This is a genomic window from Streptacidiphilus albus JL83 (genome assembly GCF_000744705.1).
GTDB lineage: Bacteria > Actinomycetota > Actinomycetes > Streptomycetales > Streptomycetaceae > Streptacidiphilus > Streptacidiphilus albus.
In genome coordinates, this window is sequence record NZ_JQML01000001.1 from 7,102,538 (window position 1) to 7,127,010 (window position 24,473).

Here is a 24,473-nt window from a genome sequence, read left to right on the forward strand (position 1 = left end):
CCCTGCCAGGGTGATAGCTCGATCGGCAAGCATCATCTGGAGTTGACGGCGTCAGTACACAAAGGGGGCGGCTTGGGCAAATGTCAGCAAAATGGGCTACGCGGTCTCTGGCCAGCTGTTATGAGGCCTCGTAATTCGAGGGTGACCTGGGATGATCGCGCGTATCGTGATCGCTGACCACGGCCTACTGGCCCTCAGTACGAAAGTTGGCAGCTTCGTGAATTCGTCCTCTTCCTATCTGCCGAGCACCAGGCGAGCCCTCGCGACCATGGTTGCGCTCAGCGTGCTGATGGCCGTCGCCGGCGCCATCCAGCCCATCGCAGCATCGGCGACGACGCAGGGGCAGGCCTCCAGCTCCACTCAAGGCGTGTCCGCCACGACCTCGCCCGACCTCACCGACGGTGACCTCACCGGCGACGGTATACCGGTACCTGGTCACCATCGGCGCACAGAACGGCCTTCCCTCGGGCCTGTGGCTGGCACAGGGCGCGGGCAACGGGCACGTGGCGGTGTCGCCGATCGACATCGGCATCAACGGCAACGGGTTCAGCTCCACGGGCTCGCCGTCCGACTTTGACGGGGCCACCGTCATCACCGGACGCTTTACCGCCGGCACCAACCAGGACGTCCTGCTCTACTACCCGGCCGGCATTCACGCTGGATCCGGTGAGATTCTGCGCGGCAATGGCAACGCCTCCGCGCTTACCCCCGGCGGTGCGCCCGTTCTTTCGGAGGGCTCGCTCTCGAACTTCAACGGCGACAACCCCACTCAGGTCGTCAACGGTGGCAACACCTCCGGAAAGAACACTGGCCTCCCGGACCTGCTCGGCATCCTGGGGGACAGCGCCAACGGGTACGGTCTCGACCTCTACAGCGCGGGCGCTCCCGGAACCTATGGGTATCCCGTCACACTGACCGTCAACACGCCCGACGGAACAGCTGACTGGAACAACTGGACCATTGCCGCCACCCAGTTGCCGACCACCGGCGGCGGCACCAGCACCGCGATGTTCCTGTGGAAGAAGTCCACCGGAGCACTGGACCTTTGGGAGAACCTCGCGGCCAACACCAGCACCGGTACGCTCACCTACGACGCCTACCCGGTCGCCACCCGCTGGAACACCGGCGCAACCATCACCCTTCAGGCCGCTGACATCAACAATGACGGAGTCCCGGACCTGTGGACCGTCGGCGCGGGCCGGAAGGTCACTGCCAACCTCTTCAGCCACCTCTCGGCGACCAAGTCGGCCACGCTGAACAAGGCCACGGAGACCCTCGGCTGAGCCGGCCACCGCGCGGGGGCCTCGGCCTCCGGCGGTCCAAGGAATTCATCGAGGCCCCGGGAGGACGCCCGGCTCAGTGACGACAGTTGCGCCGCCACTGCGTGTTGTCGCTTGAGCAACTGGTGACGTCAGTTGGACAAGGTGCGGGCGGGGCAGCTGTGTGGCTGCCCCGCTCCCGTCGGCACAAGGCTTGCCCTGGTGACGGGATGGAAGGACCGTTCCTGCCGGGTCCGCGATGCCGCCCTGGACATCGCTACCCCAGCAAAGAGCGGGAAAGGGGCCGGCCTGCCCCTGCTCACGGGGAGTCGGTGCTGTCGGCGATGGCGACCAGGGCTGTGCCGCGCGCGGTGGGGCAGCACCAGTAGACCCGTGGGGCGCGGTGTTCGACGACTGCGGGGTGGAAGTGACCGGGGCAGGTCGGGAAGGGGAGCGGGCCGAGTGCCTCCTGGACCGCGTCGGCCATTGTGTTCGCGCAGGTGGCCGCGCGCACGTCGGGGGTGTCCCGGTCGAGGAGGAAGAACTGGAACTCCTCGCCGCCCGCGCGCCCGGTCACGGACACCTCCTGCGGACGGGGGACGTCCGGGTCCACGGGCAGGCCCAGGGCGCGGATCGCGACCCGCTGCTCCTCGGTGCCGTCGAACGGCTCCACCGAGGTGATCTCCAACGGGACCGGGGTCAGGCCCCGGAGGGACTGGAGTACTTCCTGGAGGAGCCGCTGCGCCTGGGGCACGAACCCGGCCGGGGCACTGGAAGACAACGAAGGTACCTCCGATGGTGAGCTTGGCCCTTCCGGGCACCCCGGCGGCCTGTACCGGGAACTGAGCCCATCATCCCAGCTGTGGTTGGTACGGGCCTCGGAGGCCGCCCTGGCAGCGCCTCCACCAGAACACGTGGTCGGATGATGCGCCGGGGGAGCACGGCGCGCGGTCGGGTTGACGCCCTCTTCTGATTCTCGTCGTTGCGGCGCTACGGTGCGCGGCATCCCGGTACGGTCCGGGGGAGCGAAAGGTGATCACCATGAAGCTCAAGTTCATCGGCACCACGTCCGAGGACGGCAACTGCCCGACGCTGTACGAGATCGAGGGCGACACCGAGCGAGTGGTCGTCCAGGGCGACATCCTCGACGACCCCGAAGCACTCGCACAGCTCCGGAACGTCCTGCCCAGGGAGACCTTCGTGATCGTCCCGAAGGCCCTGCTCACCCGTTTCGCCTCCAAGGAGTAGCCGCGTGGCCCAGTTCATCGACGCCAACGCCATCACCGAGTTCTTTCGCACCGGATTCCAGCACAGCGCCTGGAGGCTGGAGGCTCGTCGGGAGTACCAGGTTGACTACGAGAGCGACCGGTACAAGACGTTCCTGCGCGGCGAGGACCCGGGGATCGCGGGACGCGAGAGGTGGCTCGGCACGATTCGCGCGATCACGGAGCGCGGCCTGCGAGTCGAGCGTGTTCGCCTCGTCGACGAACCACCGACCGACTACCAGCGGTTTCTCCTCTGGGGGACCGGGCACACGGTCGAGGCCGGCGAGGACATCAGGTACCTGACGCGCGCTCGGTCCGAAGAGGTGGGACTGCCTGCCCGCGACTTCTGGTTGTTCGACTCGCGTGTGCTTGGTCGGTTTCGCTATGAGGGTGATCACTCGCTCGGCATGGAGCTGACCGAGGATCCCTCGGAGGTGCTGGTGGGATGTCAGATCCGTGACGCCGCGTGGCACTACGCGATCCGCTACGAGGAGTTCAAAGCGCGGGTACCTTCCCGAGTGTGACGACTGACTTTCAGCGTGCTCGGGAGTCCCTCGGTGCGCGGCTGCGGGAGCTGCGCACCGAGGCCGGCCTCAGCGGGCGTGAGATGGGGCGCCGCCTGGAGTGGCCCCCGTCGAAGGTTTCCAAGCTGGAGACCGGCAAGCAGACGCCCGCCCCGTCCGACCTTGAGGCGTGGGCGCGGGCCGTCGGGAACGCGGATGCCGGCGCCGAGCTTAAGGGGCGTCTGCGCGGGCTGGAGACAAGCTATCGGTCCTGGCGCAGGCAGCTCACCACAGGCCATCGGGCCCGCCAGGACGAAGCGCTGGTTGAGCAGCGTGCGGCTGGGACGATCCGCGCATACGAGTCGTCCGTTGTCCCGGGGATCTTCCAGACCCCCGACTACGCTCGTCATCTGCTGATCCACAACGCTGAGCTGCGTCAGACGCCACGGGACACGGAGGCGGCGGTTCGCGCCAGGATGAAGCGGCAGGAACTGCTGTACGAACCGAACCACATGTTCCGGGCTCTGATCTGGGAGGGCGCGCTGCGGGTCCTGCCATGCCCGGTCGACGTCATGATGGGCCAGTTGGACCGCCTGGCCGGCCTGATCGGCATGAGCACGGTGACATTGGGAATCGTGCCGTTCGGCGCATCCATGACTGTCACGCCGCGACATGGATTCTGGATCTATGACGAACGCCTTGTGATCGTGGAGACGATCAACGCTGAGATGTGGTTGGACGACTCGGACGACATCGCGCTGTACGGACGCGTCTGGGACCGCCTCGACCAGGTGGCCGTGTACGGCCGTGCTGCACAGCGTCTGATCTCCCTGGCGCGGTCCGGCTTGGAGACATTGTGAGCAATCCGGCGAAGCACTCGGGACTGGATTCGAAATTCCGAGAAGCACTGAAGTTTTGGAGAAGCACTCGGCTCTAACGTGCTGCGTATGGCAGATTCCCAGTCTCCAAACCTCGGCAGGCGGCTGTGGCCCGCGCTCGGATGGGTCGTCCTGCTCACTGCAGGGAAGGGCGTGGCAGTCGCGGTCACGCTCCGGAGCACGGCCGATCAGAGAAGGGGTCGACATGCTTCAAGCCACCGCCGACACGTCCGCGACTGAACCAGAATCCCGCTTGCTGCCGTCGCAGAAGTTCCGGCTGACCGTCGCCCGAAACGACATGGCGCAGGCCGAGGCGCTGCTCGCGGGGCTGCCCTCGCGGGAGGACCTCCTGCACACGACCGGGGCCCTCGTCGCCTCGCTCTACAACGTCCTGCAGATCGTCGAGGACCTGGCCGCCGGGGAGGAGTCGTGATCCCTTTCGCGGAGCACCGTCCGGCGTCCGTCTACGAGAGCACGTGGCTGGAGTACGTGCGGCTGATGACCGCCGCCAGTTACGGGAAGCTGACACCGCCAGGGGTGGCGCGGCTCGACGAGATATATGCCGCAGCGCCCGAGATCCTCGCCGCCGGGCGTGACATCGACTTCGGGCCGAGGTGCAGCAGATGACCGAGCAGTCGGCCGTGAGCGACGACAGCGTGACCGGAACCAGTCCGGAGACAGCGCCGGGGATCTGCTGCGAGTGCGGCGAGCGCACCGACCACGGTCGGGTCCTCGGCGACGTCGACCAGGGGTCCGGAGCAGGCTGGACGGTGCTGATCTGCCCGCCCTGCGACCTGGAGCCGAAGCCGCGCCCCGGCCGGGGCCGGAGCCGGTCGCTCTGAAGTGACCGCGCAACGAGCAGGGCATGGTCGCGGCGATCAGCCGGGCCGCCGACCGGCGCGACACCGTCGTGCCCGACGAGCTCGACCTCATCGGCGGCATCCTGACCTTCCCTGCACCCCGCCAGCCGCAGTCGACGCCTACCGCTCCGCCGGGGAAGCAGAGCGGGCCTACGGCGACGAAGCCGGGGCGCACACCAATCTCGCCCTGACCCGGATCGCCGACGGCGACCTGGACGGCGCGGTCGAGGAGGTTCACGCGGTTCTCGACTTGCCGGCCGCCCAGCGTAGCCACGGGATCGTCGTCAGCGTCCAACGGGTCCACCGAGCGCTGACCGCCCCCCGGGTACGCATGGCCGAGCCCGCTCGGGACCTGCGGGCCGAGATCGAGCTGTTCACCAACAACCCCATTCCCGCCCTCCCGCGCTAGAGTCCGGAGTCATGTACCCCGTCCTGCGCACGTCAGCGCGCCTGCGACTGTCCGAGTTCTCCGTCTCGGACGCCGCAGCCGTGCAAGCCGTCTACGGCAGCCCGGCGGTGACCGAGCATCTGTCGTTCGAGGCGCGTTCACCGGAGCAGGTCACCGCCCTGGTGAACGGCTGGACGGCCACGGCTGGACAAGAACCGCGTACCGAGTACGCCCTGGCCGTGCGCGAGGCTGACCGAGGACCGCTGATCGGTGTGCTGCGCCTGGCCACCGACCCGCATCAGCAGCGTGCCGCCACCGTCGGGTTCGCGCTGCGCCCCGATGCCTGGGGCAAGGGACTCGGCACCGAGACACTGCGCCTCGGCCTTGCCCTCGCATTCGAGGACCTGGGGCTGCACCGGGTCTGGGCGGCGCGGGCCCCGCTCAACACGGCGTCGGAGAAGACGCTGCTCGCGGCGGGGTTCCAGCAGGAGGGCGTCATCCGCGAGCACGTCCACACCAGAGGCGCGTGGCGGGACTCCGTGGTCTACGGCATCGTGGAATCCGAATGGATCGTCGGCCGGTAACCGCGTCCGGATGGAGTGATGCCGCCATGCCGAGCCGGATCGACTACTACGACGACCCCGCCGCCCCCGCTGCGAACAGCAGGGTTCCGGCCGTCAATGTCATCGTCACCGACAATCGGGGACGCATCCTGATGATCCGTCGGACCGACAACGGTAACTGGGCCGTGCCCGGGGGCGCGATCGACCTCGGCGAGTCCATGGTCCAGGCCGCAGTACGGGAGACGCTGGAGGAGACCGGCGTCGAGTGCGCGATCACCGGGCTGGCCGGCGTCTACACCGATCCCAGGCACGTGATCCACTACACCAGCGACGACGAGGTCCGTCAGGAGTTCTCCCTCGTCCTGACCGCCCGGCCCACCGGTGGGGCGCCTCGCACCAGTGGGGAGTCCAGCCAGGTGCGCTGGGTGGAACCCGATGACCTGCCCGGCCTCACCATGGACCGCTCCATGCGCCTGCGGCTGGAGCACCACCTCCGCAGCGACGGGCACCCCCACCTCGGTTGACCCACAGCCAGCCTGAGGACCAGGGAACGGAGCAGACGCGTGGGCAGGATCGAGTACCTCAACGACCCCGGCGCCCCCAGGGCCAACACCCTCATCCCGGCCAGCAACCTGCTGGTGGTCAACGACGGCGGCGAGATCCTGCTCCAGCGGCGCCGGGACACCGGCCAGTGGGCGCTGCCCGGGGGCGCTCAGGACATCGGCGAGACCGCAGGTCAGTGCGCGGTACGCGAGTGCCTGGAGGAGACCGGGGTCCTTGCCGAGGTCACCGGCTTCCTCGGGGTCTACTCCGACCCTCACCACATCGTTGCCTACACCGACGGCGAGATCCGCCAGCAGTACGAGAACGCCTACATCGGCAGGCCGCTGGGTGGCGAACCGACCGTCAACGACGAGGCGGACGGCGTGCGCTGGGTGCACCCCGAGCACCTGGGCGCCCTCGACATCCACCCGAGCATGCGCCGGCAGATCGGCGACTACCTCAGCGGGAACTACCCCTACCTCGGCTGAGCGGCCCGCGCCCGGCCCGCGCCCGGCCCGCACCCAGCGTGATGCTCTGTGTGCGAGGCACTGTTGGGTTGATGATCACCTGTGCGTCTTCTGTCAGCCCCTTCCTGGCCGTGCTCTCCGGGCAGCGTCGATCTTGTCCAGACAAGTTCGTAAAGAAATGGGTAGGTGTATGGGCTCCTCGGAAGCTTCTTCCCAGCTCGGCCGTCGTAGGTTCCTCCAGCTCGGAGGGGGTGGCGCGGCTGCTGCCGCCGGGCTGACGATGTTTCCGCCCGCCATCGCCAAGGCGATGGCGATGCCGGCGATCTCGCGCACAAAGTCGATCAAGGACGTCCAGCACGTCGTGATCCTGATGCAGGAGAACCGCTCCTTCGACCACTACTTCGGCACCCTGCGCGGGGTGCGCGGCTACGCGGACCCGCGTCCCGACCTGCTGCCCAGCGGCAAGCCGGTGTTCCACCAGCCGACCGCGTCCATCAAGATGCCGCGCTACCAGGGCCGCAATCTGCCGGCCGGCGAGACGGAGGTGCTGCCCTGGTACATCAACCCGAGCGTCACCACCGAGTACACCGCCGGCACCGACCACGGCTGGGCCAGTGGCCACCAGGCGTGGAACGACGGCCGCTGGGACTCCTGGGTCACCCAGAAGCAGGACGTCCTGACGATGGGCTACCTCAAGCGCCAGGACCTCCAGTACCACTTCGCCCTGGCGGAGGCCTTCACCATCGGCGACGCCTACCACTGTTCGGTGCACGCCGACACCCTCCCCAACCGGATCTGTCTGTGGACCGGCACCACGGACCCGCGCAACGTCTACGGGAAGACCAAGCTCAACGGCCCCGCCACGGACGAGCGCGACGGGACCGACGGCTACACCTGGACCACCTACGCCGAGCAGCTGGAGCAGGCCGGCGTCAGCTGGAAGGTCTACCAGGGCGGCAGCGGCGTCGCCGGGCAGCCCACGGACAACTTCACCGACAACTCGTTGATGATGTTCCACAACTTCCAGCCCGACGACGGGGCCGACCCCAACAGCCCGCTGGTGCAGAAGGGCGCGTCCGACCACACCCTGGTCGAGTTCGCCGACGACGTGAAGAACGGCACCCTGCCGCAGGTCACCTGGATCGTCCCGCCGGCGATGTACTCCGAGCACCCGTCCTCCTCGCCCACCAACGGCGCGTACTACATCAACCTGGTGCTGGAGGCCCTGACTTCCGACCCCAAGGTGTGGGGGAGCACGGTCCTGCTGCTCGACTACGACGAGAACGACGGACTGTTCGACCACGTCGTCCCGCCGGTGCCGACGCTGAACAGCACGCCCAACGGCGAGGGCATGGTCTCCGGCTCGCTGGTGGCCAGCCTGGCCGACGAGTTCATGGACATGGACAACTTCCCCTGGACCAGCCCGGCCGGAACGCTCGGCCCCGGGGGACTGCAGCCGATCGGCCTCGGCCCGCGCGTGCCGATGATCGCCATCTCGCCCTGGTCGCGCGGCGGTTACGTCTGCTCGGAGACCTTCGACCACACCTCGGTGCTGCGCTTCCTGGAGAAGCGCTTCGGCGTCCGCTCGCCTTACATCAGCGACTGGCGCCGCTCCGTCTGCGGTGACCTGACCTCGATGTTCGACTTCGAGTGCAAGTCCAATGCCGCGCCCCCGCAGTTCAAGGTCCCCGCCCCGATCTCCAGCCAGGGCCTGCCCTACAGCGTCGGGATGCCGCAGGCGATGCCGGTGCAGGAGACCGGCACCCGTCCGGCCCGTCCACTCGGCTACCGGGCGCTGGTCAACGAGGGCACGCGCAGCGCCGGTGCGCTGCACCTGACGCTGCAGAACCACGGGCGGATCGGCGCGGCCTTCCACATCGCCGACCGGATCAACACGTCCGCCGCGCCCCGTCGTTACACCGTCGCCGGCGGCGACGCGCTGCGGGACGTGTGGAACCTGGCCCCCGGTGCCGGCTACCAGCTCGCCGCCTACGGGCCGAACGGCAGCTACTACGAGTTCCAGGGCCAGGAGGGCGACGGCCTGCTGGTGGAGTTCGACCACCAGGGCAAGGACCATGTCCGGGTGCGCATTCAGAACCTCGGCAAGGGTCGGCGCACGGTGCAGCTCGCCAACGCCTACCAGCGGGGCGGGAAGGCGCAGGCCACCCGGGTGCTCCGGGGCCACGACAGCATCGAGTACACCTGGCAGACCGGTGGCCAGGGCAACTGGTACGACGTCAGGGTGACGGCGCTGGACGGCGCTTCGTTCGTCCGCCGCTACGCCGGACACCTGGAGAACGGCGAGGCCAGCATCAGCGACCCGGGCCCGCTGCAGAAGTGACGCCTGGTCACCTGCCACCCGGGTGACCACCGGGCCGATGCGGGCCTGTCGCCGCGCTGTGGGGGTGCGGCGGCAGGCCCGTCGGCGTTCGGCGGCCGGTGGGGGTGGGCGTGGGCGACGTCGGGGTGGGGCTCCTGCGCTGCGGAGGCCGCATGCAGTACTGTGGTGGCCAGAACAGCGAACGCTGATCGCAGTAGATGTGGGCGCGAGGCGCCGGCACCCGGGACGAGAGCTGAGGACACGACCGTGGCACTGCTGGGAACGCTGCTGAGGAACAAGCGCGCGGGCGAGGCTCGACTGGCCTGGAACCGCCCGGCCCTGGCCGGACTCGGGACGCTCGATCTGAGCAGCCCCGAGTTCGAGCACGAGCGCCGGCTGGCACTGTCCCACGCCGGTCGCCGCGTCGGCGGGGAGGACCGCTCGCCCGCTCTGGGTTGGCGCGCGGTGCCGGCGGAGACCGCCCAGCTGCTGCTGGTCGTCGAGGATGCGGACTCGCCCACCAAGTTCCCGATCGTTCACTGCCTCGCGCTGCTCGAACCCGGTCTCGGCGCGCTGCCCGCCGACGCCCTGCGTGCCGACGCGCCGGCCCCGGGGGTCCGGGTGCTCCGTTCGGAGGTGGGGCGCGGCTACCGGGGCCCGGGGCCGATCAAGGGCCACGGTCCGCACCGCTACGTCTTCCAGCTGTTCGCCCTGGCGACCCCGGTCGCACCGGCCGCCGGTGGCGGGGACCTGGAGTCGGCCAGGCCCCGGGCGGTGCTGGACGCGATCGCCGGCCCCGTCCTCGCCCGGGGCCGACTGGACGGCTTCTACACCCGCTGACATCGAAGGTCAATGCCCCGCCAGGATTCCCGAATCCTGGCGGGGCATTTGTTTGTTGTGCGATCAACTGATGTGCGATCAGACCATCCGTACCACAATTGACCTTCCGCGAGTTGCTCGTTGACTCGTTAGTTTGTGTACACCAATACTGGGCGCACCGAACGGAGGGAACTGATGGACGACGCCGTGAACGGCTGTGCCCGGGCAATGCCGTGCGCCCTCGGGCCGACCGGTCCGTTCAGCCTGCGCTGAGCCCGGCGCCGGGCCCGTCCCGCGCCGAACCGGCCGACCACACCGTGCCGCTCCACCGGACCCACCGGCTCACCGCCGGTCGGCTCCGGTCGGCTCCGGTCGGTCGCGGGCCTCGACGGCTGCCCCGGCGTGGGCCGCGCCCTCGTCGGAGCCGGGCCGGTCACCGTCGCTTCCCCCGGTTCCGTCCGATTTTCCGTATCCAGTAACGCATGCACCTCGAAACCGATTGAGAGCCGATGACCATCACCAGCGAGCTGACCTCCATGCCTGCCCCGGCCGCACCGCTCGACCTGTCGCCGCCGTCCCGGGCCACGGCCGTGTCGCGTTCGGACATCCGCGCCATCACCAGCGTCGAGGTGAACGGTGAGACCCACCTGCTGGGCGAGCACCGCGACTTCCGCCGGAACCAGGCGCTGTCCGCGTTCCTGCCCGAGCACGGCCGGTTCTCGCCGGCCTGGGTCCGGCTGCGCAACGGCGAGCGCCTCGAAGTCCACCAGCACCCGACCAAGTCGATGGTCATGGTCTGCCGTGGCTCGGTGCGCTTCATCGGCGACGACGAGCGGCAGTTGACCGAGGGCGACACCGTCTGCATCCCGGCCGGGGCCCGGCACGGCTTCGCGACCGCGCCGGGAGAGGAGTTCCACGGCCTGTCGGTCCAGTTCGAGGGGGCCGGCCTCTACGAGGACGAGACCGCCCCCCGGGTGCGGTACGCCGACGCGGGCTCCGCCGCCGGTGCCGGTGCCGAGCGGGGCTCCTTCGCGGAGCTGCAGCGGCTCGGCGCGGAGCGGCTGCGCCGCTATGCCGAGCGGCACCCGCTGTTCCGGCCCTTCGACGACGGCCGGATCGCGAACGACCCGCGGATGCGCGAGCGCTTCCTCTCGGCGCTCTACGTCTGGTCGGTCTACTTCCAGCGGATGCTCTACGCCCGGCAGTCGGTCTGCACCGACCCGGTGCTGCGCGAGCTCTACGCCGACCACCTGCGCGAGGAGTTCGGCCACGACGTGCTGCTGCGCGAGCGGCACGGGGTCACCGAGACGGTCTACGACCCGGCGCTGGAGGCGGCCGGGAACTGGTTCCTGATGCAGATGCACGGCGCGGACGAGGCCGCGAAGATCGTGATCGTGCACCTGGTGGTGGAGTCCAGCTGCCAGGTCTTCGGCGAGCGCACCGCCCCCGCCTTCGCCGACCGCACGGCCGACACCACCTCCTACTTCGAGCTGCACGCCGAGGTGGACGAGGACCACAGCGAGCTGGGCATGGACCACCTGCGCAGCCTCGCCCCGGAGCAGTTCCCGGCGCTGATGCGGGTCTGCAACCAGGCCTGGGACCAGCTGGAGCTCGCCCACGAGCGCATCGCCGCGTACCTGCTCGGCTGAGCCCGCCGGAGCCGCGACCTCGGACCGGCGGCAGCCGGCGAGGTCGACGGCCCGGCGCCGCCCGGCACCGCGTCGGCAGGACCGCCCCGGCGCCGCGCCGTCAGGACCGCCCGGAGGACCCGCGCCGACGCGCGGCCTCCGGGCGTCGGCGTCCGCGCCGCCGGCGGGATCGGCGGCTCAGGCGGCGTGCTGCCCCTGCGGTCCGCCGAACTCGCGCAGCGCCCCGGCCACGATCTCGTCCAGCCGCGCGTGGTGCGCCCCGCGCCAGTAGACCTGCCCGCAGTCCTCGCACTGGGCGAAGGCGTCGTAGGAGTGCTCGGTGCCGTGCTCGATCCGCTCCTGCACCGCCGTCTTCTCGGCGTCCCGCAGCAGCCCGTTGCAGGCGGTGCAGCGGGTCCACGGCGCCAGCGGGGGAGCGAAGCGCGACAGCACGTCCCGCAGCTGCTCCGCCGGGCGGTGGCTGTAGATGTACGCGCCGGCCCAGAGTTCGCGGCGGCGCAGCAGGCCCCGGTCCCGGGAGAGCATCACCCGCTGCTCGGCGGCGGAGCGGGCGGCCAGCGCCGCGTCGCCGATGTCGGGGTTCTCGTAGCCGGCGTCGATGCCCAGCAGTCGCAAGCGCCGTACCAGGGTGCCGAGATGGATGTCGAGCAGGAAGCGGGCCGGCCCGGGCAGCGGCTGCGGCCGGACCACGCCGTGCACGGTCACCGCCTCGCCGGCGGCGGGGATGTGACCGGTCTGCACCTCGCGTCCGTCCACGACCAGTCGGCCGACCTCGGTGAGCGGGACCCCGATGGACTCCACCACATGTCCGAGCGTCGAGACGCCGTCGGTGCGCACCGGGCCGAATCCGCTCCGCCGCTTGGCGGGGACGAAGACGTGCAACTCGGGGGCGAGGCTGAGGGAGATCTCCGGTCTGTCCACCGGCCCAGGATGCCAGGGCCCGGTGACGGGGGCCAACGGATTGTCCGGGCGCCGGTCCGCGGCGGCTGCCGCCGATCGGCGGAGCAGCGGACTCCTTCGGGTGGCGTTGCCGCCGGGGTGGAACGGGCGGACGCGGCGCTCGTTGCACCGGACATGATTAACTTCGGGCGGGGTGTCCCCTCCGCCGATCTCATCGATGTCGCCGGACTGGCGCAGGCCGCGGGCGCTGCGTCGACCGCCAACGCGGACGCCTCCTTCGGTTACGGCTCCCCGGCCGGCTACCAGCCGCTGCGCGAGTGGATCGCGGCGCGGCACGGTGTGGACGCCGGTTCGGTGCTGGTCACCCCGGGCGCGATGCAGGCCGTCGCGCTGGCGGTGGACCTGCTGGTGGGCGGGGAGGACGACACGGCCGGCGAGGTGCTGGTGGACCGGCCGACCTACGACATGGTGCTGAGGGCCCTGGCGGCCCGCCCGGTGACGGTCCGACAACTGGCGCTCGGACGCGAGTGGGTGGAGCCGGTGGCGGCACCGGGGGCGGCGGCGGTCCGGCGCTGCGTCTACGCGGTGCCCACCTTCCGGAACCCGGACGGGGCCACCATGGCGCTGCCCGAGCGGGAGCTGCTGCTGGAGCGGGCCGCGCTGGAGGGCAGCGCCGTCATCGAGGACGACCCCTACCAGGAGCTGCGGTTCGACGGTCCGGCGCTGCCGCCGCTGTGGCGGCTCGGCGGCCTGGAGCAGGTGGTGCACGTCTCCTCGTTCTCCAAGACCGTCTGCCCCGGGCTGCGGGTCGGCTACGTGATCGCGGACGAGACCCGGATCGAGGGACTGATCGCGGCGGCCAACCGCACCTACATCACCCCGAGCATGTTCGCCCAGGCCGTCGTCCACCGCTATCTGCTGGACGGCGGGCTGGACGCGCCGCTCCAGCGGATGCGGACGGAGCTGGCGGCTCGGGCGGAGCTGCTCTGCGAGCTGCTGTCGGAGCAGCTGCCGCAGGCTCGGTTCGAGCGCCCGCAGGGCGGCTACTTCGTCTGGCTGCGGCTGCCGTCCACGCTCACCGCGAGCACGCTGGCCGCGGCGGCCCAGCGGCACGGGGTGGTGGTGGCGCCGGGCTCCGGCTTCCTGGTCGACGGCGGCGGCGAGCACTGCGTACGTTTGTGCTTCGCGGCGGAGCCGCCGAACCGGATCGCCGAGGGCGTCCGCCGACTCGCGGCCGCGGCCCGGGAGGCCGACACCCGGGAGGCCGACACCCGGGAGAGCGGCGCGCCCGGTGGGTCACAGCAGGCAGCGGGCCGTCCACAGCTCGGGGAAGAAGCGGTGCTCGCTGACCCGGCGTAGCCAGGCCACGCCGCTGCTGCCGCCGGTTCCGGGCTTGCTCCCGATCGTCCGCTCCACGGTGAGCAGGTGCAGGGCGCGCCAGCGGGACATCCCCTCGGCCAGGTCGACCAGGCCCTCGGCCAGTTGGAACAGCGGATCGGCAGGGGAGAGCTCGCGGTAGACCTCGGCCCAGGCGCGCTCGACCGTCGGGCAGTCGGGTCGGGGTCCGGCCGGGTCGCGCAGCAGGGTGCCGGGGTCGATCTCCGCGCCCTGCCGGGCGAGCAGCGCGACGGCCGCGTCGTAGACGCTGGGCGCCCGCAGCGCCTGCTCGACCTGCGCGCGGACCGCCGGCACCCCGTCGTGCGGCGCGGCCAGGGCGGGCTGCTTGTTGCCGAGGGCGTACTCGACCATGCGGTACATGTAGGACTGCAGTCCGGAGGCGTCGCCGAGGTGGTCGCGGAAGGCGTTGAACTCGGTCGGCGCGAGCGTGCCGAGCACGTCCCAGGTGCCGGTGAGCAGTTCGACCACGCGCCGCAGCCGGCGCAGCGACCAGACCGCCGCGCCGATCCGGTCCTCGTCCAACTCGGCCCGGATCCGGCGGAGTTCCTCGTAGATCAGCTTGAACAGCAACTCCTTGACCTGGCCCATGACATAGAACGGCAGTTCGGCGGGGGCATCCGAGCGCGGCTGCTGGAGCGAGAGCAGCACGTCGATGCTCTGGTAGTCGATGTAGGGGGTGCTCGGCCCCTCGAAGCTCAGCACCGGGCAGCCGCCGGTGGACGCGGCCCGCGCCGAGCGCTCGGCGTCGCTGGAGCGGCCGAGGTCGGGCGCGGGGAGGGTGGACGTCCGGGGCGTGGGCTGGGTCATCGGGATTCCTCGTCGGCGGCGTCGAGCGGCCAGCGCGAGCTGGCGGCCTGGAACAGTTCGGTGAACAGCGGATCGGGCACGCCGCCCTGGGCGTAGCGGGAGCCGAAGCGCTCGCGGTAGCAGCCGAAGAGCTGCGGGTCTCCGTGCAGGAAGAGCACGTCGTGGAAGGCCATGTGACGTATGGCCAGCATCGGCAGCGGTGCGCGGGAGACCGGGAAGTCCGGGTTGCGGGGCGCGCGGTCGTTGCAGCGAGGATGGAACTGGCCCAGCATCAGGCCACGGGCCACCAGGTCCGGTTTGGCCGTCAGCTGCAGCCGGTCGAGCTGGGTGTGCCGGTCGGGGGTGAGCCCGTCCAGGACGACCACCAGCGCGCGCAGGGTCGGGTTGGGCGCGCCCCAGTCACCGGGTTCGAAGACCTCCACCATCCGGTCGACCACGGCGCGCAACTCCTCCGGCGTGGCGGCGCCGCCGACCGGCCAGCGCTCCAGCCGGAGCGAGCCCCCGGCCAGTGAGGGTTCCACGAACGGGCAGACCGATCCCTCACGGCCGATCTGCGGGTGCGGTTGGGCGACGTACTCATGGAGCCAGGCGAGGGCTTCGTCCGCCACCGTTTCGATGTTGACTGACGGCATGTCGGTCCCGCTTTCGTCGGATCGGGCTTGTCCCCCCAACCCCCGGATCGAGAACCCTCCTTCGGCCTGTTGTGCTCAGGCGCTCACCAGGTCACCGGCAACTGCTGCGGTCCGCGCAGGATGTCTGCGGTCCGCCAGGCCAACTGATCGTCGGGGACCGCCAGTCGGGCGGTCGGCAACCGGGTGAGCAGCGTGCCGACGAGGGTGCGCAGCTCCATGTCCCCCAGCGCCGACGCCGGGCAGCGGTGCGGGCCGTGGCCGTAGGCCAGGTGCTGGTTGCCGTGCCGTCGGAGGTCGATCCGGGCCGGGTCGGGGAAGGCCCGCTCGTCCCGGTTGGCCGAGGCGTAGGAGACGTAGACCGCTTCGCCCCGGCGCACGGTGACACCGCCGACCGTGACGTCCTCGGTGGCGATCCTCTCGACGCCGAGTCCGGCCAACCGTGGCGTGTAGCGCAGCAGTTCGTCGACCGCCGCCGGCCAGGCCGCCGGCCGTCCGCGCAGCCGGGCGGCCAGGTCGGGGCGGCTCAGCAGGATGTACAGCAGGTTGCCGCCCTGGTTCCGGATCCCGTGCCAGGCGGCCTGGGTGACGTGGTACGCGGCGGCCACCACCTCCTGGTCGGTGAGCTCGGCGTCCGCCCCGGCCAGGGCCGTGATCAGCCCTCCGGGGCGGACGCCGGGGGCCTCGGGCCGCACCGCGCGCGCCGTCGAGACCAGCTCCTGGAAGAGCTCCCGCAACGCGTCCTGGGCCGACCGGGCCTCTTCCGGGGCCGAGCGGATGGAGAAGACCGTCTCGAAGCGGTCGCACAGCTGCCGGTCCCGGTACTGCTCGGGCACGCCGACGAGGCGGCCGGCCAGCTCCAGGGCGTAGGGCGAGACCAGGTCCGCGACCAGGTCGGCGGGCGGCCCCTGGGCGAGGACGGCGTCCATCAGCGAGTCGCAGATCCGGACCGAGACCCGCCCCAGCACCTCGATCCGGGCCGGGGTGAGCACCTTCGCCAACTGCCGGCGGATCCGGGTGTGGGCGTCGCCGTCCTGGTAGGTGAGGTCCCCGTCGAGCAGCAGGCGCAGCTGGGTCAGCCGGGTGGCGTCGGCCTCGCGCACCGCCGCGCGGCTGAACCGTGGGTCGCCGGTGACCGCCTTCACCTCGTCGTAGTGGGTGAACACCCAGGCGGGCTCACCGCCTTGGGGAAGTGCCACGCGCACCGGGCACTCCTCGCCGAGGAGTTCGGCCATCATCGGGTGGAACTCCACGCCCCTGAGGTCGACTCGGGGCCAGGTCCTGACGTCCCTCACCTGCTGTGGCATGCGGCCGGTCCTCCTGGCCTGGGAGATTCACTGGTGTCGGCCAGCGGCGGGCACACCGAACAGTCGTGCACGAATCACCGCATCGCGGGCCTTGTACCGATCATCACGTCCGTCCCCGCCACCCCACCAGTCCAGTGGTCCATCCGAGCCGTCAGCCCCGAGGGCTCGCGGCGCTGCCGGCGGCGGCCGGGCCGATGTCCGCGGGCAGTAGCGCCGCGACCCGGGCCACGGCCTCCTCGGCGCTGCCGAAGGTCTCCCGTTCGCGGCCGGAGCGGTGATGGACGACGTGGTGCCGCCCGTCCCGGAGCGGCTCGATCAGCGGCGTGAGCCTGAGGTGCGGATATTCGACGCAGCCGCTGAGCCACAGGCTGAAATGGCTGGTGACGGGGAACAGCCGGCGCAGCCGTGGTTCGGTGTAGCCGGCGATGAGCAGCGGGAGCTGGTGCGACCAGACGGGGAAGTGGCGTGCCCGCACTTCGTTCATCCGCCACTTGACTGCCACCGCCTCGGCCGGACCGCGCCCCATCGCCGCCCGGAGATCGCCGGATTCGAGAAACGGGCAGAGGGTGTGCACGGTGGCGAAGGAGGCTCCGCTCCGCCAGGCATGTGCGACCTGCGCCACCTGTCGGAGGTCGGCCATCGGCCCCTGAACACGCTCCCCGCCCCTGGACCACAGGGAGATGTCGAACGGCAGCACCGTCGACCCCTCCCGTAGGGCGAGGAAGCGCTCGCCGGTGACCCGGCCGTCCACCTCGGTCCGCACCCCCGCCCCCTCCTGCACCACTGGCCCGAGATCAACCCCGAGCTCCGCAGCGGCTCCAGTCAGTGCGGTCGCCAGCTGCGATGGGTGCTCTTTTGCTGCGCCAGCCTCGTTCGAATCCATCGCAGCAGTGTGACGCCCTTCAGGCAGCGGCGTGGGGCGAGAAGGAGAAGCGCGAGGACTCGTCGTCGAGGGCGATGTTCAGTGTGGCTTCCATTGCCTTCGCCAAACGGGCGAGCAGTGGCAGCGTGGGTACCATGCCACCGCTCTCGATGTTGGAGATCTGCGGCTGCGTCATGCCGGCCCGCCTCGCCACCTCCGCCTGCGACAGGCCCAGCGCGGTTCGCCGGTCGAAGACCGCCTGGCCGAGCGCGAAGGCGTATCCAGCCTCGACATAGGCGGCGGACTCCTCCACCTGCTCACCGAGCAGCGCGCGCGTACGTCGAGTTCTCCACTCCGAGTGATTCAATGCTCCTCCGTCTCGGCTCGATCGTACGCGTGGGCTGCGGCAGAGTGCTCCGCCTCGCACACCTTCTGTGCGAGCTTGGCGCGGTCGACCTCTTCGGTCTCTCTTATCCGTGTCTTTCGGAAGACGGTCAGGAGCACGACGCGCTGGTCGGGTGCGAGCCAGTACGTCAGCCGTACGGCTGTGCCGTCAAGACTGAAGCGCAACTCGCGCACCTTGCCGCCCAGGTGACGGGAGTAGGGCTCGCCCAGGGTCGTAGCACGTGCGGCGAGCATGTCAGCGGCGCGCTCGGCCTTGTCGTAGTGGGCATCCGGGAGTAACTCCAGCCACTGCCGGACCTCAGGCTCGATTTCGATCGTCCAGAGCATGCTCACAGTGGTGACTATACAGATATCTGTATGAGCGGGCATTGCCCGGAGGGCCGGTCAGGAAACTTCGCGGAGAAGGTGGCGGAGGAAGCATCCGGGCGCCGGCAGTCAGCTGTCCGGGCCGGTGAGGTGGGCGAAGACGACGACGTTGCCGAGGTAGCCGGTGGCCTTGGTGTAGCCGCCGCCGCAGGTGATCACCCGGAGCTCCGGGTAGGTGGTGCGGCCGTAGACCACGCGGTTGGGGAAGGACTTCGCGGAGTAGACGTCGATCGCGTCCACCGAGAAGACCGCGGTGCGGTGGTCGCTGCGCTCGATCTCGATCGACTCGCCGATCTGCAGCGAGCCCAGGCCGTAGAAGACGGCCGGGCCGTGGGCGTTGTCGACATGGCCGGCGATGACCGCCGGGCCCGGCGAGCCCGGGGCGGGCCCGCCGGCGTACCAGCCGGCCAGATTGCTCCTGTCGTCGGGAGGCGTGGTCAGTCGGCCTTCGGGACCGAGGCCGAGCCGGTCCAGCGGTGCGTCGACGCCGATCGAGGGGATCTTGATCCGGGTCGGCGCCGAGACGGACATCGCCGGAGCGCCCGGGATGTCCGCCATCTCCTCGCCCGCGACGTAGTCGGCGGCGGACGGCTGGGGCGGTGCTCCGGCGGCCATCCCGTGGCTGATGAACGCCAGTCCGGCGATCAGCAGGACGGCCGCGCCCGTCCGGCGGGGACTGCTCCGGGTGCCGGGATCAGCCCCCATCGTTGCTGCGCCGGCGCCGCAGCACCAGCCCGCCGGCCCCGGCGACCAGGGCCGCGCCCAGCGCCACCTGGGTGGTGTCGCCGCCGGTGATGCTGCCGCCGAGGCCGGTCCTGGCCGTGCCCTGGGGCATGGTGTAGCCGTCGTCGGTGGCGGTGATGGTCAGCCGGCCCTCGAAGCCGGAGTTGCTGTCACCCGACGCGCAGGCGCCGGTGACCGAGTAGCTGCCGCTCTGCAGCGTGCTGCTGATGGTTGCCGAGCCGCTGAAGAAGCCGGGCTGGCCGTTCATCGGCTGGAGGTCCACCGGCCCGTCGAACGCGGTCGCCGAACGCCAGGTCGGGGCGGGGCTGGAGTAGGCGGAGCAGTCGAGCTGGATGGTCACGGTGTCGCCCGGATGCACGGTCGAGGGCGAGAGTCTGACGTTCGCGCCGCTGCCTTTCCCTCCGTCCTTTCCCCCTCCGTCGTCGGAGACCAGGGTCGGGGGCGGGGCGGCGAAGGCCGGCGCGGCGGCGGCTGTCAGGGCCGCGAGCGCGATTCCGGCCGCGGAGGCGATGGACAGTACGGGGCGCATGGGGCACCTCTCCGATGTCCGGTGCGGACCGCGGGCGGGGGAGCCCGGGTGCGTGGGACACACCGAGACGATCGGGCCTATTCGTCACCGTTCGTATTCGATCGTAATCCTGTGCGAGCGGGCTGCACCCGGATGGCGGACACCTCGGCGTGTCCGGGTTCCGCTGCCCCGGTCGGTCGGGTCGACCCGCTAACCTGCCGCGTCGCACCGGATCCGGTCGGATCCGGGGCGGGCGGGACCGACTCGCACGCGACCCCGGGTGACTGTTTCCGGACGCTTGTTCGTGCATCCAGGATCCGGCTCGAACAAGGGATCGGGGTCCGGGCGCACCGGCCCCGCCGGTGACGGGTCCGGGTGTCCGGCGGCGTTCCGTGCTTCGCTGCGGTGCTGCTGGGGACGGGTCCGGGCGGGCGGCTCCGAATGTCCGCGACCTCTCCCCGGTCGGCCCTGGTCGGTCCGGTCGGCGCGGTCGGACCCCTGCTCGGGTCTTCCCGTGCCGGGGCCGTCCTCGGCGTTCCGGCTGGGCGTCGGGCCGGGGGTCCGGCAAACCCGCGCGGCTCGGGTTGGCCGGTTGTGTGCGAACGGCGAGCGAGTGGTTGCGTGCTGCAACTGGGGATCGTTAGCGTGCGCATGATGGCTCGGCCGCACGGGACGCGGCCTGGGCCGCGTCCCGTTTCTGCGGGACCGACGAACCGGAGAGGAAGCCGCCCTCATGTGCGGAATCACCGGATGGGTCGCCTACGACCGAAACCTCGGCGGTGAGCGCGGCACGCTCGCCGCGATGACCGAGACCATGGCCTGCCGGGGCCCCGATGCAGCCGGCCTGTGGCTGGACCCGCATGTGGCCTTCGGCCACCGCCGACTGGCGGTGATCGACATATCCGGCGGCGCCCAGCCCATGGCCGTCGAGCACGACGGCCGCACCCTGCTGGTCACCACCTACAGCGGTGAGATCTACAACTACCGCGAGCTGCGCGCCGAGTTGGAGGCCCACGGGCACACCTTCAGGACCAGCAGCGACACCGAGGTGGCCCTCCACGCCTACCTCCAGTGGGGCGAGGACTTCACCGCCCGGCTCAACGGCATGTACGCCTTCGCACTCTGGGACCCGCGCACCGAGGAACTGCTGCTGGTCCGCGACCGGATGGGGATCAAGCCGCTCTACTACTGGCCCACCCGGGACGGCGTGCTGTTCGGCTCCGAGCCCAAGGCCATCCTGGCCCACCCCGAGGTCCGCGCCGCCGTCGACGCCGAGGGCATAGCCGAGCTGCTGGCCTTCACCAAGACCCCCGGCCACGCCGTCTACCGGGGCATGTTCGAGCTGAAGCCCGGACACACCCTCCGCGTTCGCCGCGGCAGCATCACCGAGCGCCGCTACTGGGCCCTGGAGGCCCGCGAGCACACCGACGACCTGGACACCACCATCGCCAGGGTGCGCGAACTGCTCGACGACATCGTCGACCGGCAGCTCGTCGCCGACGTCCCGCTGTGCACGCTGCTCTCCGGGGGCCTCGACTCCTCCGTGGTCACCGCGCTGGCCGCGAAGTCGTTGACGGCGGACGGCCGGGGCCCGGTGCGCTCCTTCGCGGTCGACTTCGTCGGCCAGACCGAGAACTTCCAGGCCGACGCGCTCCGGCCGACCCCGGACGGCCCCTACGCCCGGGCCCTGGCCGCGCACGTCGGCTCCGACCACCGCGACATCGTGCTGGACACCGCGCAGCTGATGGACCGGGCCAACCGGGAGCGGGTCCTCTTCGCCCGCGACCTGCCGTACGGGATCGGGGACATCGACACCTCGCTCTACCTGCTCTTCAAGGCTATCCGCGAGGAGTCGACCGTCGCCCTGTCCGGCGAGTCCGCGGACGAGGTCTTCGGCGGCTACAGCTGGTTCCACGACGAGAAGATCGTCCACACCGACGCCTTCCCCTGGCTGGCCGCCACCCGGGGCGCCTTCAGCGGCTCCGACATCGGAACGGACCGCGAGGCGCTGCTCGCACCGGGGCTGCTGGCCAAGGCCGACATCCCCGGCTACCAGGACCGGCGTTACCAGGAGGCGCTGGCGCAGGTGCCCCGGCTGCCCGGGGAGGAGGGCCTGGAGCGGCGGATGCGCGAGATCAGCTACCTGCACCTGACCCGCTTCGTCCAGTTCCTGCTCGACCGCAAGGACCGGGCCAGCATGGCGACCGGACTGGAGGTCCGCGTCCCGTTCTGCGACCACCGGCTGGTCGAGTACGTCTTCAACGTGCCGTGGGCGATGAAGACCTTCGACGGCCGGGAGAAGTCGCTGCTCCGGGCGGCGGCCAGGGACGTGTTGCCCGACTCCGTCGCCAACCGGGTCAAGAGCCCCTACCCCGTGACCCAGGACCCCCGGTACGCCGAGGCCGTGCGCGCCCAGCTGCGCGTCGTGCTCGACGACCCGGACAGCCCGGTGCTGCCGCTGATCGACGTCGCCGCCACCGCCCGGGCGGTCGACGAGGCACCCGGCTCCGACCTGCGCACGTCCGGCGAGATCGTCATGGCGCTGGACTCCTGGCTGCGCAACTACGACGTCAGCCTGGACATCTGACAGCTGACAGCTGAGAGCTAGTCACCGACTGATGCGGCCCGGCGGGCGACGCCGGCGCTCCGCCGCTGGGCGACGATGCTGGACAGGCCAGGGCCTGCCAGCGACCTCGTCCGGGCCGCGATCAGGGTGCGCAGGCCCTGCTCGGCCGTGGCGTCGGCGGGCGTGACCACGACCAGCCGCTGGTCGGAACCGTCGAGTGCGGCCATGGTGTCGTAGCAGACGGCCAGTTCGCCGACGAGGTCGTGCCGGATCCGCTTGCTCCCGTGGGCCCGCTCCTCGACCGTGTGGTCCTCCCACCAGGCCGCGAACTCCGGGCTTTCGGACCGGAGTTCCGCGATCAGGGCGAGCAGCTCCTGGTCGTCACGGTGGCGGGCGAGGTTGGTCCGGAGATTGCCGACCGTCTCGCGGGCGATCCGCGCCCAGTCCAACTGGGTCGAGCGCACGTCCGGATCGGCGAAGAGCAGCCGGGCGACATTGTCCGCGCCGGGTGCCGTGCCGAAGGCCGCACCGAACAACGCCGACGCCGCACGGTTGTGGGCCAGGACGTCGAAGCGGAAGTCGATGACATAGGCGGGCAGCAGCGGCATGCCGTCGAGCAGGGTCCGCAACGAACGCCCCACCGGTGCCGGGACATGCCGCTCGGTCGGCGCCTCACCGCGCGCGATCAGGTGCAGGTGCTGCCGCTCCGCAGGCGACAGGCGCAGCGCCGCAGCGACGCTGTCGAGCACGGTGACGCCGGGCGTGCCGACCCGCCCCTGCTCCAGTCGGATGTACCAGTCGACTCATCGACTACGCCCGCATGACGGTGAACGCCCGCCGCTGACCGGCTGCGCCGCGCCCCGCTGCTCGTAGGCTGTCCGGGTGGGTACCGGAACAGCAGCAGGGCGGAGCGTGACGGAGCCGGCGAACAGCTGGCGCTGCACCGGGGCGCAGTGGACGGCGGACGGCCCGGGGCTGGGCTGGACCTCGCCCCGGCACGGGGAGCGGCAGTCGCCGCTGCTGCTTCCCGGCGGGCCGCTGGCCTTCGCCGTCACCGGCGGGCGCCGGTGCGTCGGCGTGCCGCGTGCCGGGCGGCGCGTCGACTGCCCCACCGGCACGGAGATCCCGCCGAGCGCCGCGAATCCGCTCTGCCCGGCCTGCGCGGCGGTGGACCGACGGCACTCGGTCGCCGCCGACACCGCGCTGGACGACCCCCAGCCGTACCGCCTCTACCTGGCCTGGTTCGGTCCCGGCCTGGTCAAGATCGGCATCACCGCCGCCGGGCGCGGCGACCGACGGTTGCTCGGCCAGGGCGCGCTCGTCCACACCTGGCTCGGCGAGGGCGCGCTGCCCGGCGTCCGCCGGGCCGAACGCGTCCTCGGCACGGCCCTCGGCCTGCCGGACCGGATGGCCCATGCGGCCAAGGCCGCCGCGCGGAGCGCCGCCCCTCTTCCTGCCGCTGCTGCTGCCATCGTCGGAGCTCCCGACCCGGCCGCTTCCACTCCGGCCGCTTCCACTCCGGCCACTCCCGACCCGGCCGCTTCCGACCCGGCCGCTTCCGACCCGGCCGCTTCCGACCCGGCCGCTTCCGCCCCGGTCAGCCCCGACCCGGCCGCCGCCGAGCTGCAGGTCGTGCACCGCGCCGCGCACGGCCACGCCGCCTGGCCCGACACCGTGGCCAGGCTGCCCTTCACCGCCCACGACCACACCGCTGCCTACCACTTCGACCGCGCCCGGCCGCCCCGGCCGGACCGGCTGATCGGTCGGCTGGCACCGGGCGCGACCGTGGCCGGGACGCTGGCCGCGATCGTCGGTCCGGACGCCTACCTCCGCCCGCCCGGCATCGGCCCGCTGCTGCTGGTGGACCTGCGCCTGCTGGCCGGCTGGCAGCTCACCCGCACCGACCCCGCCGCCCCGACCACGGCCCCGACCGTCCCTTTCCCGTACCCCGCCGTTCGCGACGAGCCCCCGGCGCTCTTCTGATCGGCCGTCAGTCGGTGGGCGTGAGGCGCAGGTCGGTGTAGGGGACGGTGTCGCCCGGCAGGAGGTAGGTCTCCACCTCGGCGAATCCCCGGGAGAGCGCGAAGCGCAGCCCGTCCGGGTTGGTGGCCAGGACCACCGTCTCGATCACCCGGGCGCCCAAAAGTCGGGCCTGCTCCAAGCACTGGGCGTAGATCAGCTCGCCGAAGCCCTGGCGGCGGTGGGCGGGCAGGACCCGGGCGATGACCGTCGCCGTCTCGCTCCCCGCCTCGGGCGGTCGGAGCGTCGAGCAGCCGATGAGGGTGTCGCCGAGGTGGGCGACCGCCAACCGGTGGCGCCCGGAGCGTTCGCGCACCTGGTCCAGCGAGAGCACGTCGGTGGGGATGATCACGTTGTGCACGTGCTGCCACTCCCGGAGCCCGGCGTCGCCGGCTGCCGGGCTGATGCGAAGATCCGTCATGGCAGCATCGGACCGTGCGCGCGGTCG

The 24,473-nt window shown here is 71.2% G+C and carries 30 protein-coding genes; 18 read left to right on the forward strand and 12 right to left on the reverse strand.

Annotated elements, in window-relative coordinates; translation table 11 throughout:
- Positions 1–401: 401 nt before the first annotated feature.
- Entirely contained in the window at positions 402–1,283 is an 882-nt protein-coding gene (locus BS75_RS31215) for a hypothetical protein (RefSeq protein ID WP_034090643.1), read from the forward strand.
- Positions 1,284–1,578: 295 nt separating this feature from the next.
- Here BS75_RS31215 and BS75_RS31220 read toward each other — a convergent pair whose 3' ends face one another.
- The gene (locus tag BS75_RS31220) at positions 1,579–2,040 is read right to left on the reverse strand and encodes a hypothetical protein (RefSeq protein WP_152646127.1); all 462 of its coding nucleotides are present in this window, start codon (positions 2,038–2,040) and stop codon (positions 1,579–1,581) included.
- A 260-nt stretch (positions 2,041–2,300) separates the two neighbouring features.
- Between BS75_RS31220 and BS75_RS31225 the strand changes: the two genes are divergently transcribed.
- The 14 genes from BS75_RS31225 to BS75_RS31285 all read left to right on the forward strand — a co-directional run bounded on the left by BS75_RS31225 (position 2,301) and on the right by BS75_RS31285 (position 11,514).
- Positions 2,301–2,507 (forward strand): hypothetical protein, encoded by a 207-nt coding sequence (locus tag BS75_RS31225; RefSeq protein WP_034094129.1) that lies wholly within the window; start codon positions 2,301–2,303, stop codon positions 2,505–2,507.
- Between the two features lie 4 nt (positions 2,508–2,511).
- On the forward strand, positions 2,512–3,048 hold the full coding sequence (locus BS75_RS31230) for a DUF6879 family protein (protein WP_034090645.1): 537 nt from the start codon (positions 2,512–2,514) through the stop codon (positions 3,046–3,048).
- Complete coding sequence (locus tag BS75_RS31235; protein ID WP_034090646.1) at positions 3,045–3,887, forward strand: helix-turn-helix domain-containing protein; 843 nt, start codon at positions 3,045–3,047, stop codon at positions 3,885–3,887. The genes BS75_RS31230 and BS75_RS31235 overlap by 4 nt, the downstream gene beginning before the upstream one ends.
- Before the next feature lie 271 nt (positions 3,888–4,158).
- Positions 4,159–4,338, forward strand: a complete 180-nt coding sequence (locus BS75_RS31240; RefSeq protein WP_034090647.1) for a hypothetical protein — start codon at positions 4,159–4,161, stop codon at positions 4,336–4,338.
- Positions 4,335–4,532: a hypothetical protein gene (locus BS75_RS31245; RefSeq protein WP_034090648.1), complete on the forward strand. Its 198-nt coding sequence runs from the start codon at positions 4,335–4,337 to the stop codon at positions 4,530–4,532. The genes BS75_RS31240 and BS75_RS31245 overlap by 4 nt, the downstream gene beginning before the upstream one ends.
- Positions 4,529–4,747 carry a hypothetical protein gene (locus BS75_RS31250; RefSeq protein ID WP_034090649.1) on the forward strand — a complete coding sequence of 73 codons (219 nt, stop codon included), beginning with the start codon at positions 4,529–4,531 and terminating at the stop codon, positions 4,745–4,747. The genes BS75_RS31245 and BS75_RS31250 overlap by 4 nt, the downstream gene beginning before the upstream one ends.
- A gap of 23 nt (positions 4,748–4,770) precedes the next feature.
- Entirely contained in the window at positions 4,771–4,956 is a 186-nt protein-coding gene (locus BS75_RS31255) for a hypothetical protein (protein WP_034090650.1), read from the forward strand.
- Between the two features lie 59 nt (positions 4,957–5,015).
- A complete protein-coding gene (locus BS75_RS48670; protein ID WP_156164307.1) occupies positions 5,016–5,174 on the forward strand; it encodes a hypothetical protein in 159 nt (52 codons plus the stop codon).
- Between the two features lie 11 nt (positions 5,175–5,185).
- Positions 5,186–5,737, forward strand: coding sequence for a GNAT family N-acetyltransferase (locus BS75_RS31260; RefSeq protein ID WP_034090651.1), 552 nt, complete (start codon positions 5,186–5,188; stop codon positions 5,735–5,737).
- Positions 5,738–5,763: 26 nt separating this feature from the next.
- A complete protein-coding gene (locus tag BS75_RS31265; protein WP_034090652.1) occupies positions 5,764–6,240 on the forward strand; it encodes an NUDIX domain-containing protein in 477 nt (158 codons plus the stop codon).
- A gap of 39 nt (positions 6,241–6,279) precedes the next feature.
- Positions 6,280–6,747, forward strand: coding sequence for an NUDIX domain-containing protein (locus tag BS75_RS31270; protein WP_034090653.1), 468 nt, complete (start codon positions 6,280–6,282; stop codon positions 6,745–6,747).
- Between the two features lie 169 nt (positions 6,748–6,916).
- Entirely contained in the window at positions 6,917–9,067 is a 2,151-nt protein-coding gene (locus BS75_RS31275; RefSeq protein WP_034090654.1) for a phosphocholine-specific phospholipase C, read from the forward strand.
- Positions 9,068–9,313: 246 nt separating this feature from the next.
- A complete protein-coding gene (locus tag BS75_RS31280) occupies positions 9,314–9,886 on the forward strand; it encodes a YbhB/YbcL family Raf kinase inhibitor-like protein (protein ID WP_034090655.1) in 573 nt (190 codons plus the stop codon).
- A gap of 488 nt (positions 9,887–10,374) precedes the next feature.
- Positions 10,375–11,514, forward strand: coding sequence for a cupin domain-containing protein (locus BS75_RS31285; RefSeq protein WP_231607938.1), 1,140 nt, complete (start codon positions 10,375–10,377; stop codon positions 11,512–11,514).
- A gap of 177 nt (positions 11,515–11,691) precedes the next feature.
- Here the strand turns inward: BS75_RS31285 and BS75_RS31290 are convergent, their stop codons facing one another.
- Positions 11,692–12,435, reverse strand: coding sequence for a Mut7-C RNAse domain-containing protein (locus tag BS75_RS31290; protein WP_034090656.1), 744 nt, complete (start codon positions 12,433–12,435; stop codon positions 11,692–11,694).
- A 153-nt stretch (positions 12,436–12,588) separates the two neighbouring features.
- Here BS75_RS31290 and BS75_RS31295 point away from each other — a divergent pair, with 153 nt between their 5' ends.
- Positions 12,589–13,773 (forward strand): aminotransferase-like domain-containing protein, encoded by a 1,185-nt coding sequence (locus BS75_RS31295; protein WP_052069830.1) that lies wholly within the window; start codon positions 12,589–12,591, stop codon positions 13,771–13,773.
- On the opposite strand, the gene BS75_RS31300 is transcribed toward BS75_RS31295, so the two are convergent.
- The 8 genes from BS75_RS31300 to BS75_RS31335 all read right to left on the reverse strand — a co-directional run bounded on the left by BS75_RS31300 (position 13,711) and on the right by BS75_RS31335 (position 19,461).
- Positions 13,711–14,619, reverse strand: a complete 909-nt coding sequence (locus BS75_RS31300; protein ID WP_034090657.1) for a tryptophan 2,3-dioxygenase — start codon at positions 14,617–14,619, stop codon at positions 13,711–13,713. The genes BS75_RS31295 and BS75_RS31300 overlap by 63 nt on opposite strands.
- The gene (locus tag BS75_RS31305) at positions 14,616–15,227 is read right to left on the reverse strand and encodes a DUF6875 domain-containing protein (RefSeq protein ID WP_152646128.1); all 612 of its coding nucleotides are present in this window, start codon (positions 15,225–15,227) and stop codon (positions 14,616–14,618) included. Before BS75_RS31305 ends, BS75_RS31300 begins: the two co-directional genes overlap by 4 nt.
- A 107-nt stretch (positions 15,228–15,334) precedes the next feature.
- A complete protein-coding gene (locus BS75_RS31310; RefSeq protein WP_034090658.1) occupies positions 15,335–16,555 on the reverse strand; it encodes a cytochrome P450 in 1,221 nt (406 codons plus the stop codon).
- Between the two features lie 151 nt (positions 16,556–16,706).
- Entirely contained in the window at positions 16,707–17,318 is a 612-nt protein-coding gene (locus BS75_RS31315) for a DUF6193 family natural product biosynthesis protein (protein WP_034090659.1), read from the reverse strand.
- A 139-nt stretch (positions 17,319–17,457) separates the two neighbouring features.
- On the reverse strand, positions 17,458–17,784 hold the full coding sequence (locus tag BS75_RS31320) for a helix-turn-helix domain-containing protein (protein ID WP_034090660.1): 327 nt from the start codon (positions 17,782–17,784) through the stop codon (positions 17,458–17,460).
- Entirely contained in the window at positions 17,781–18,149 is a 369-nt protein-coding gene (locus BS75_RS31325; protein ID WP_408022602.1) for a type II toxin-antitoxin system RelE/ParE family toxin, read from the reverse strand. The genes BS75_RS31320 and BS75_RS31325 overlap by 4 nt, the downstream gene beginning before the upstream one ends.
- A 108-nt stretch (positions 18,150–18,257) precedes the next feature.
- Positions 18,258–18,893, reverse strand: coding sequence for a class F sortase (locus BS75_RS31330; RefSeq protein ID WP_042439906.1), 636 nt, complete (start codon positions 18,891–18,893; stop codon positions 18,258–18,260).
- Positions 18,883–19,461 carry an LPXTG cell wall anchor domain-containing protein gene (locus BS75_RS31335; RefSeq protein WP_034090662.1) on the reverse strand — a complete coding sequence of 193 codons (579 nt, stop codon included), beginning with the start codon at positions 19,459–19,461 and terminating at the stop codon, positions 18,883–18,885. The genes BS75_RS31330 and BS75_RS31335 overlap by 11 nt, the downstream gene beginning before the upstream one ends.
- A gap of 712 nt (positions 19,462–20,173) precedes the next feature.
- On the opposite strand from BS75_RS31335, the gene asnB reads away from it, so the two are divergent.
- A complete protein-coding gene (asnB, locus tag BS75_RS31340; RefSeq protein WP_034090663.1) occupies positions 20,174–22,027 on the forward strand; it encodes an asparagine synthase (glutamine-hydrolyzing) in 1,854 nt (617 codons plus the stop codon).
- A 17-nt stretch (positions 22,028–22,044) separates the two neighbouring features.
- Here the strand turns inward: asnB and BS75_RS31345 are convergent, their stop codons facing one another.
- Complete coding sequence (locus BS75_RS31345) at positions 22,045–22,755, reverse strand: MmyB family transcriptional regulator (RefSeq protein WP_052069834.1); 711 nt, start codon at positions 22,753–22,755, stop codon at positions 22,045–22,047.
- Between the two features lie 163 nt (positions 22,756–22,918).
- Between BS75_RS31345 and BS75_RS31350 the strand changes: the two genes are divergently transcribed.
- Positions 22,919–23,989, forward strand: coding sequence for a DUF2797 domain-containing protein (locus tag BS75_RS31350; RefSeq protein ID WP_034090664.1), 1,071 nt, complete (start codon positions 22,919–22,921; stop codon positions 23,987–23,989).
- A 7-nt stretch (positions 23,990–23,996) separates the two neighbouring features.
- Here the strand turns inward: BS75_RS31350 and BS75_RS31355 are convergent, their stop codons facing one another.
- Positions 23,997–24,446, reverse strand: a complete 450-nt coding sequence (locus BS75_RS31355) for a GNAT family N-acetyltransferase (RefSeq protein WP_034090665.1) — start codon at positions 24,444–24,446, stop codon at positions 23,997–23,999.
- Positions 24,447–24,473 lie beyond the last annotated feature (27 nt).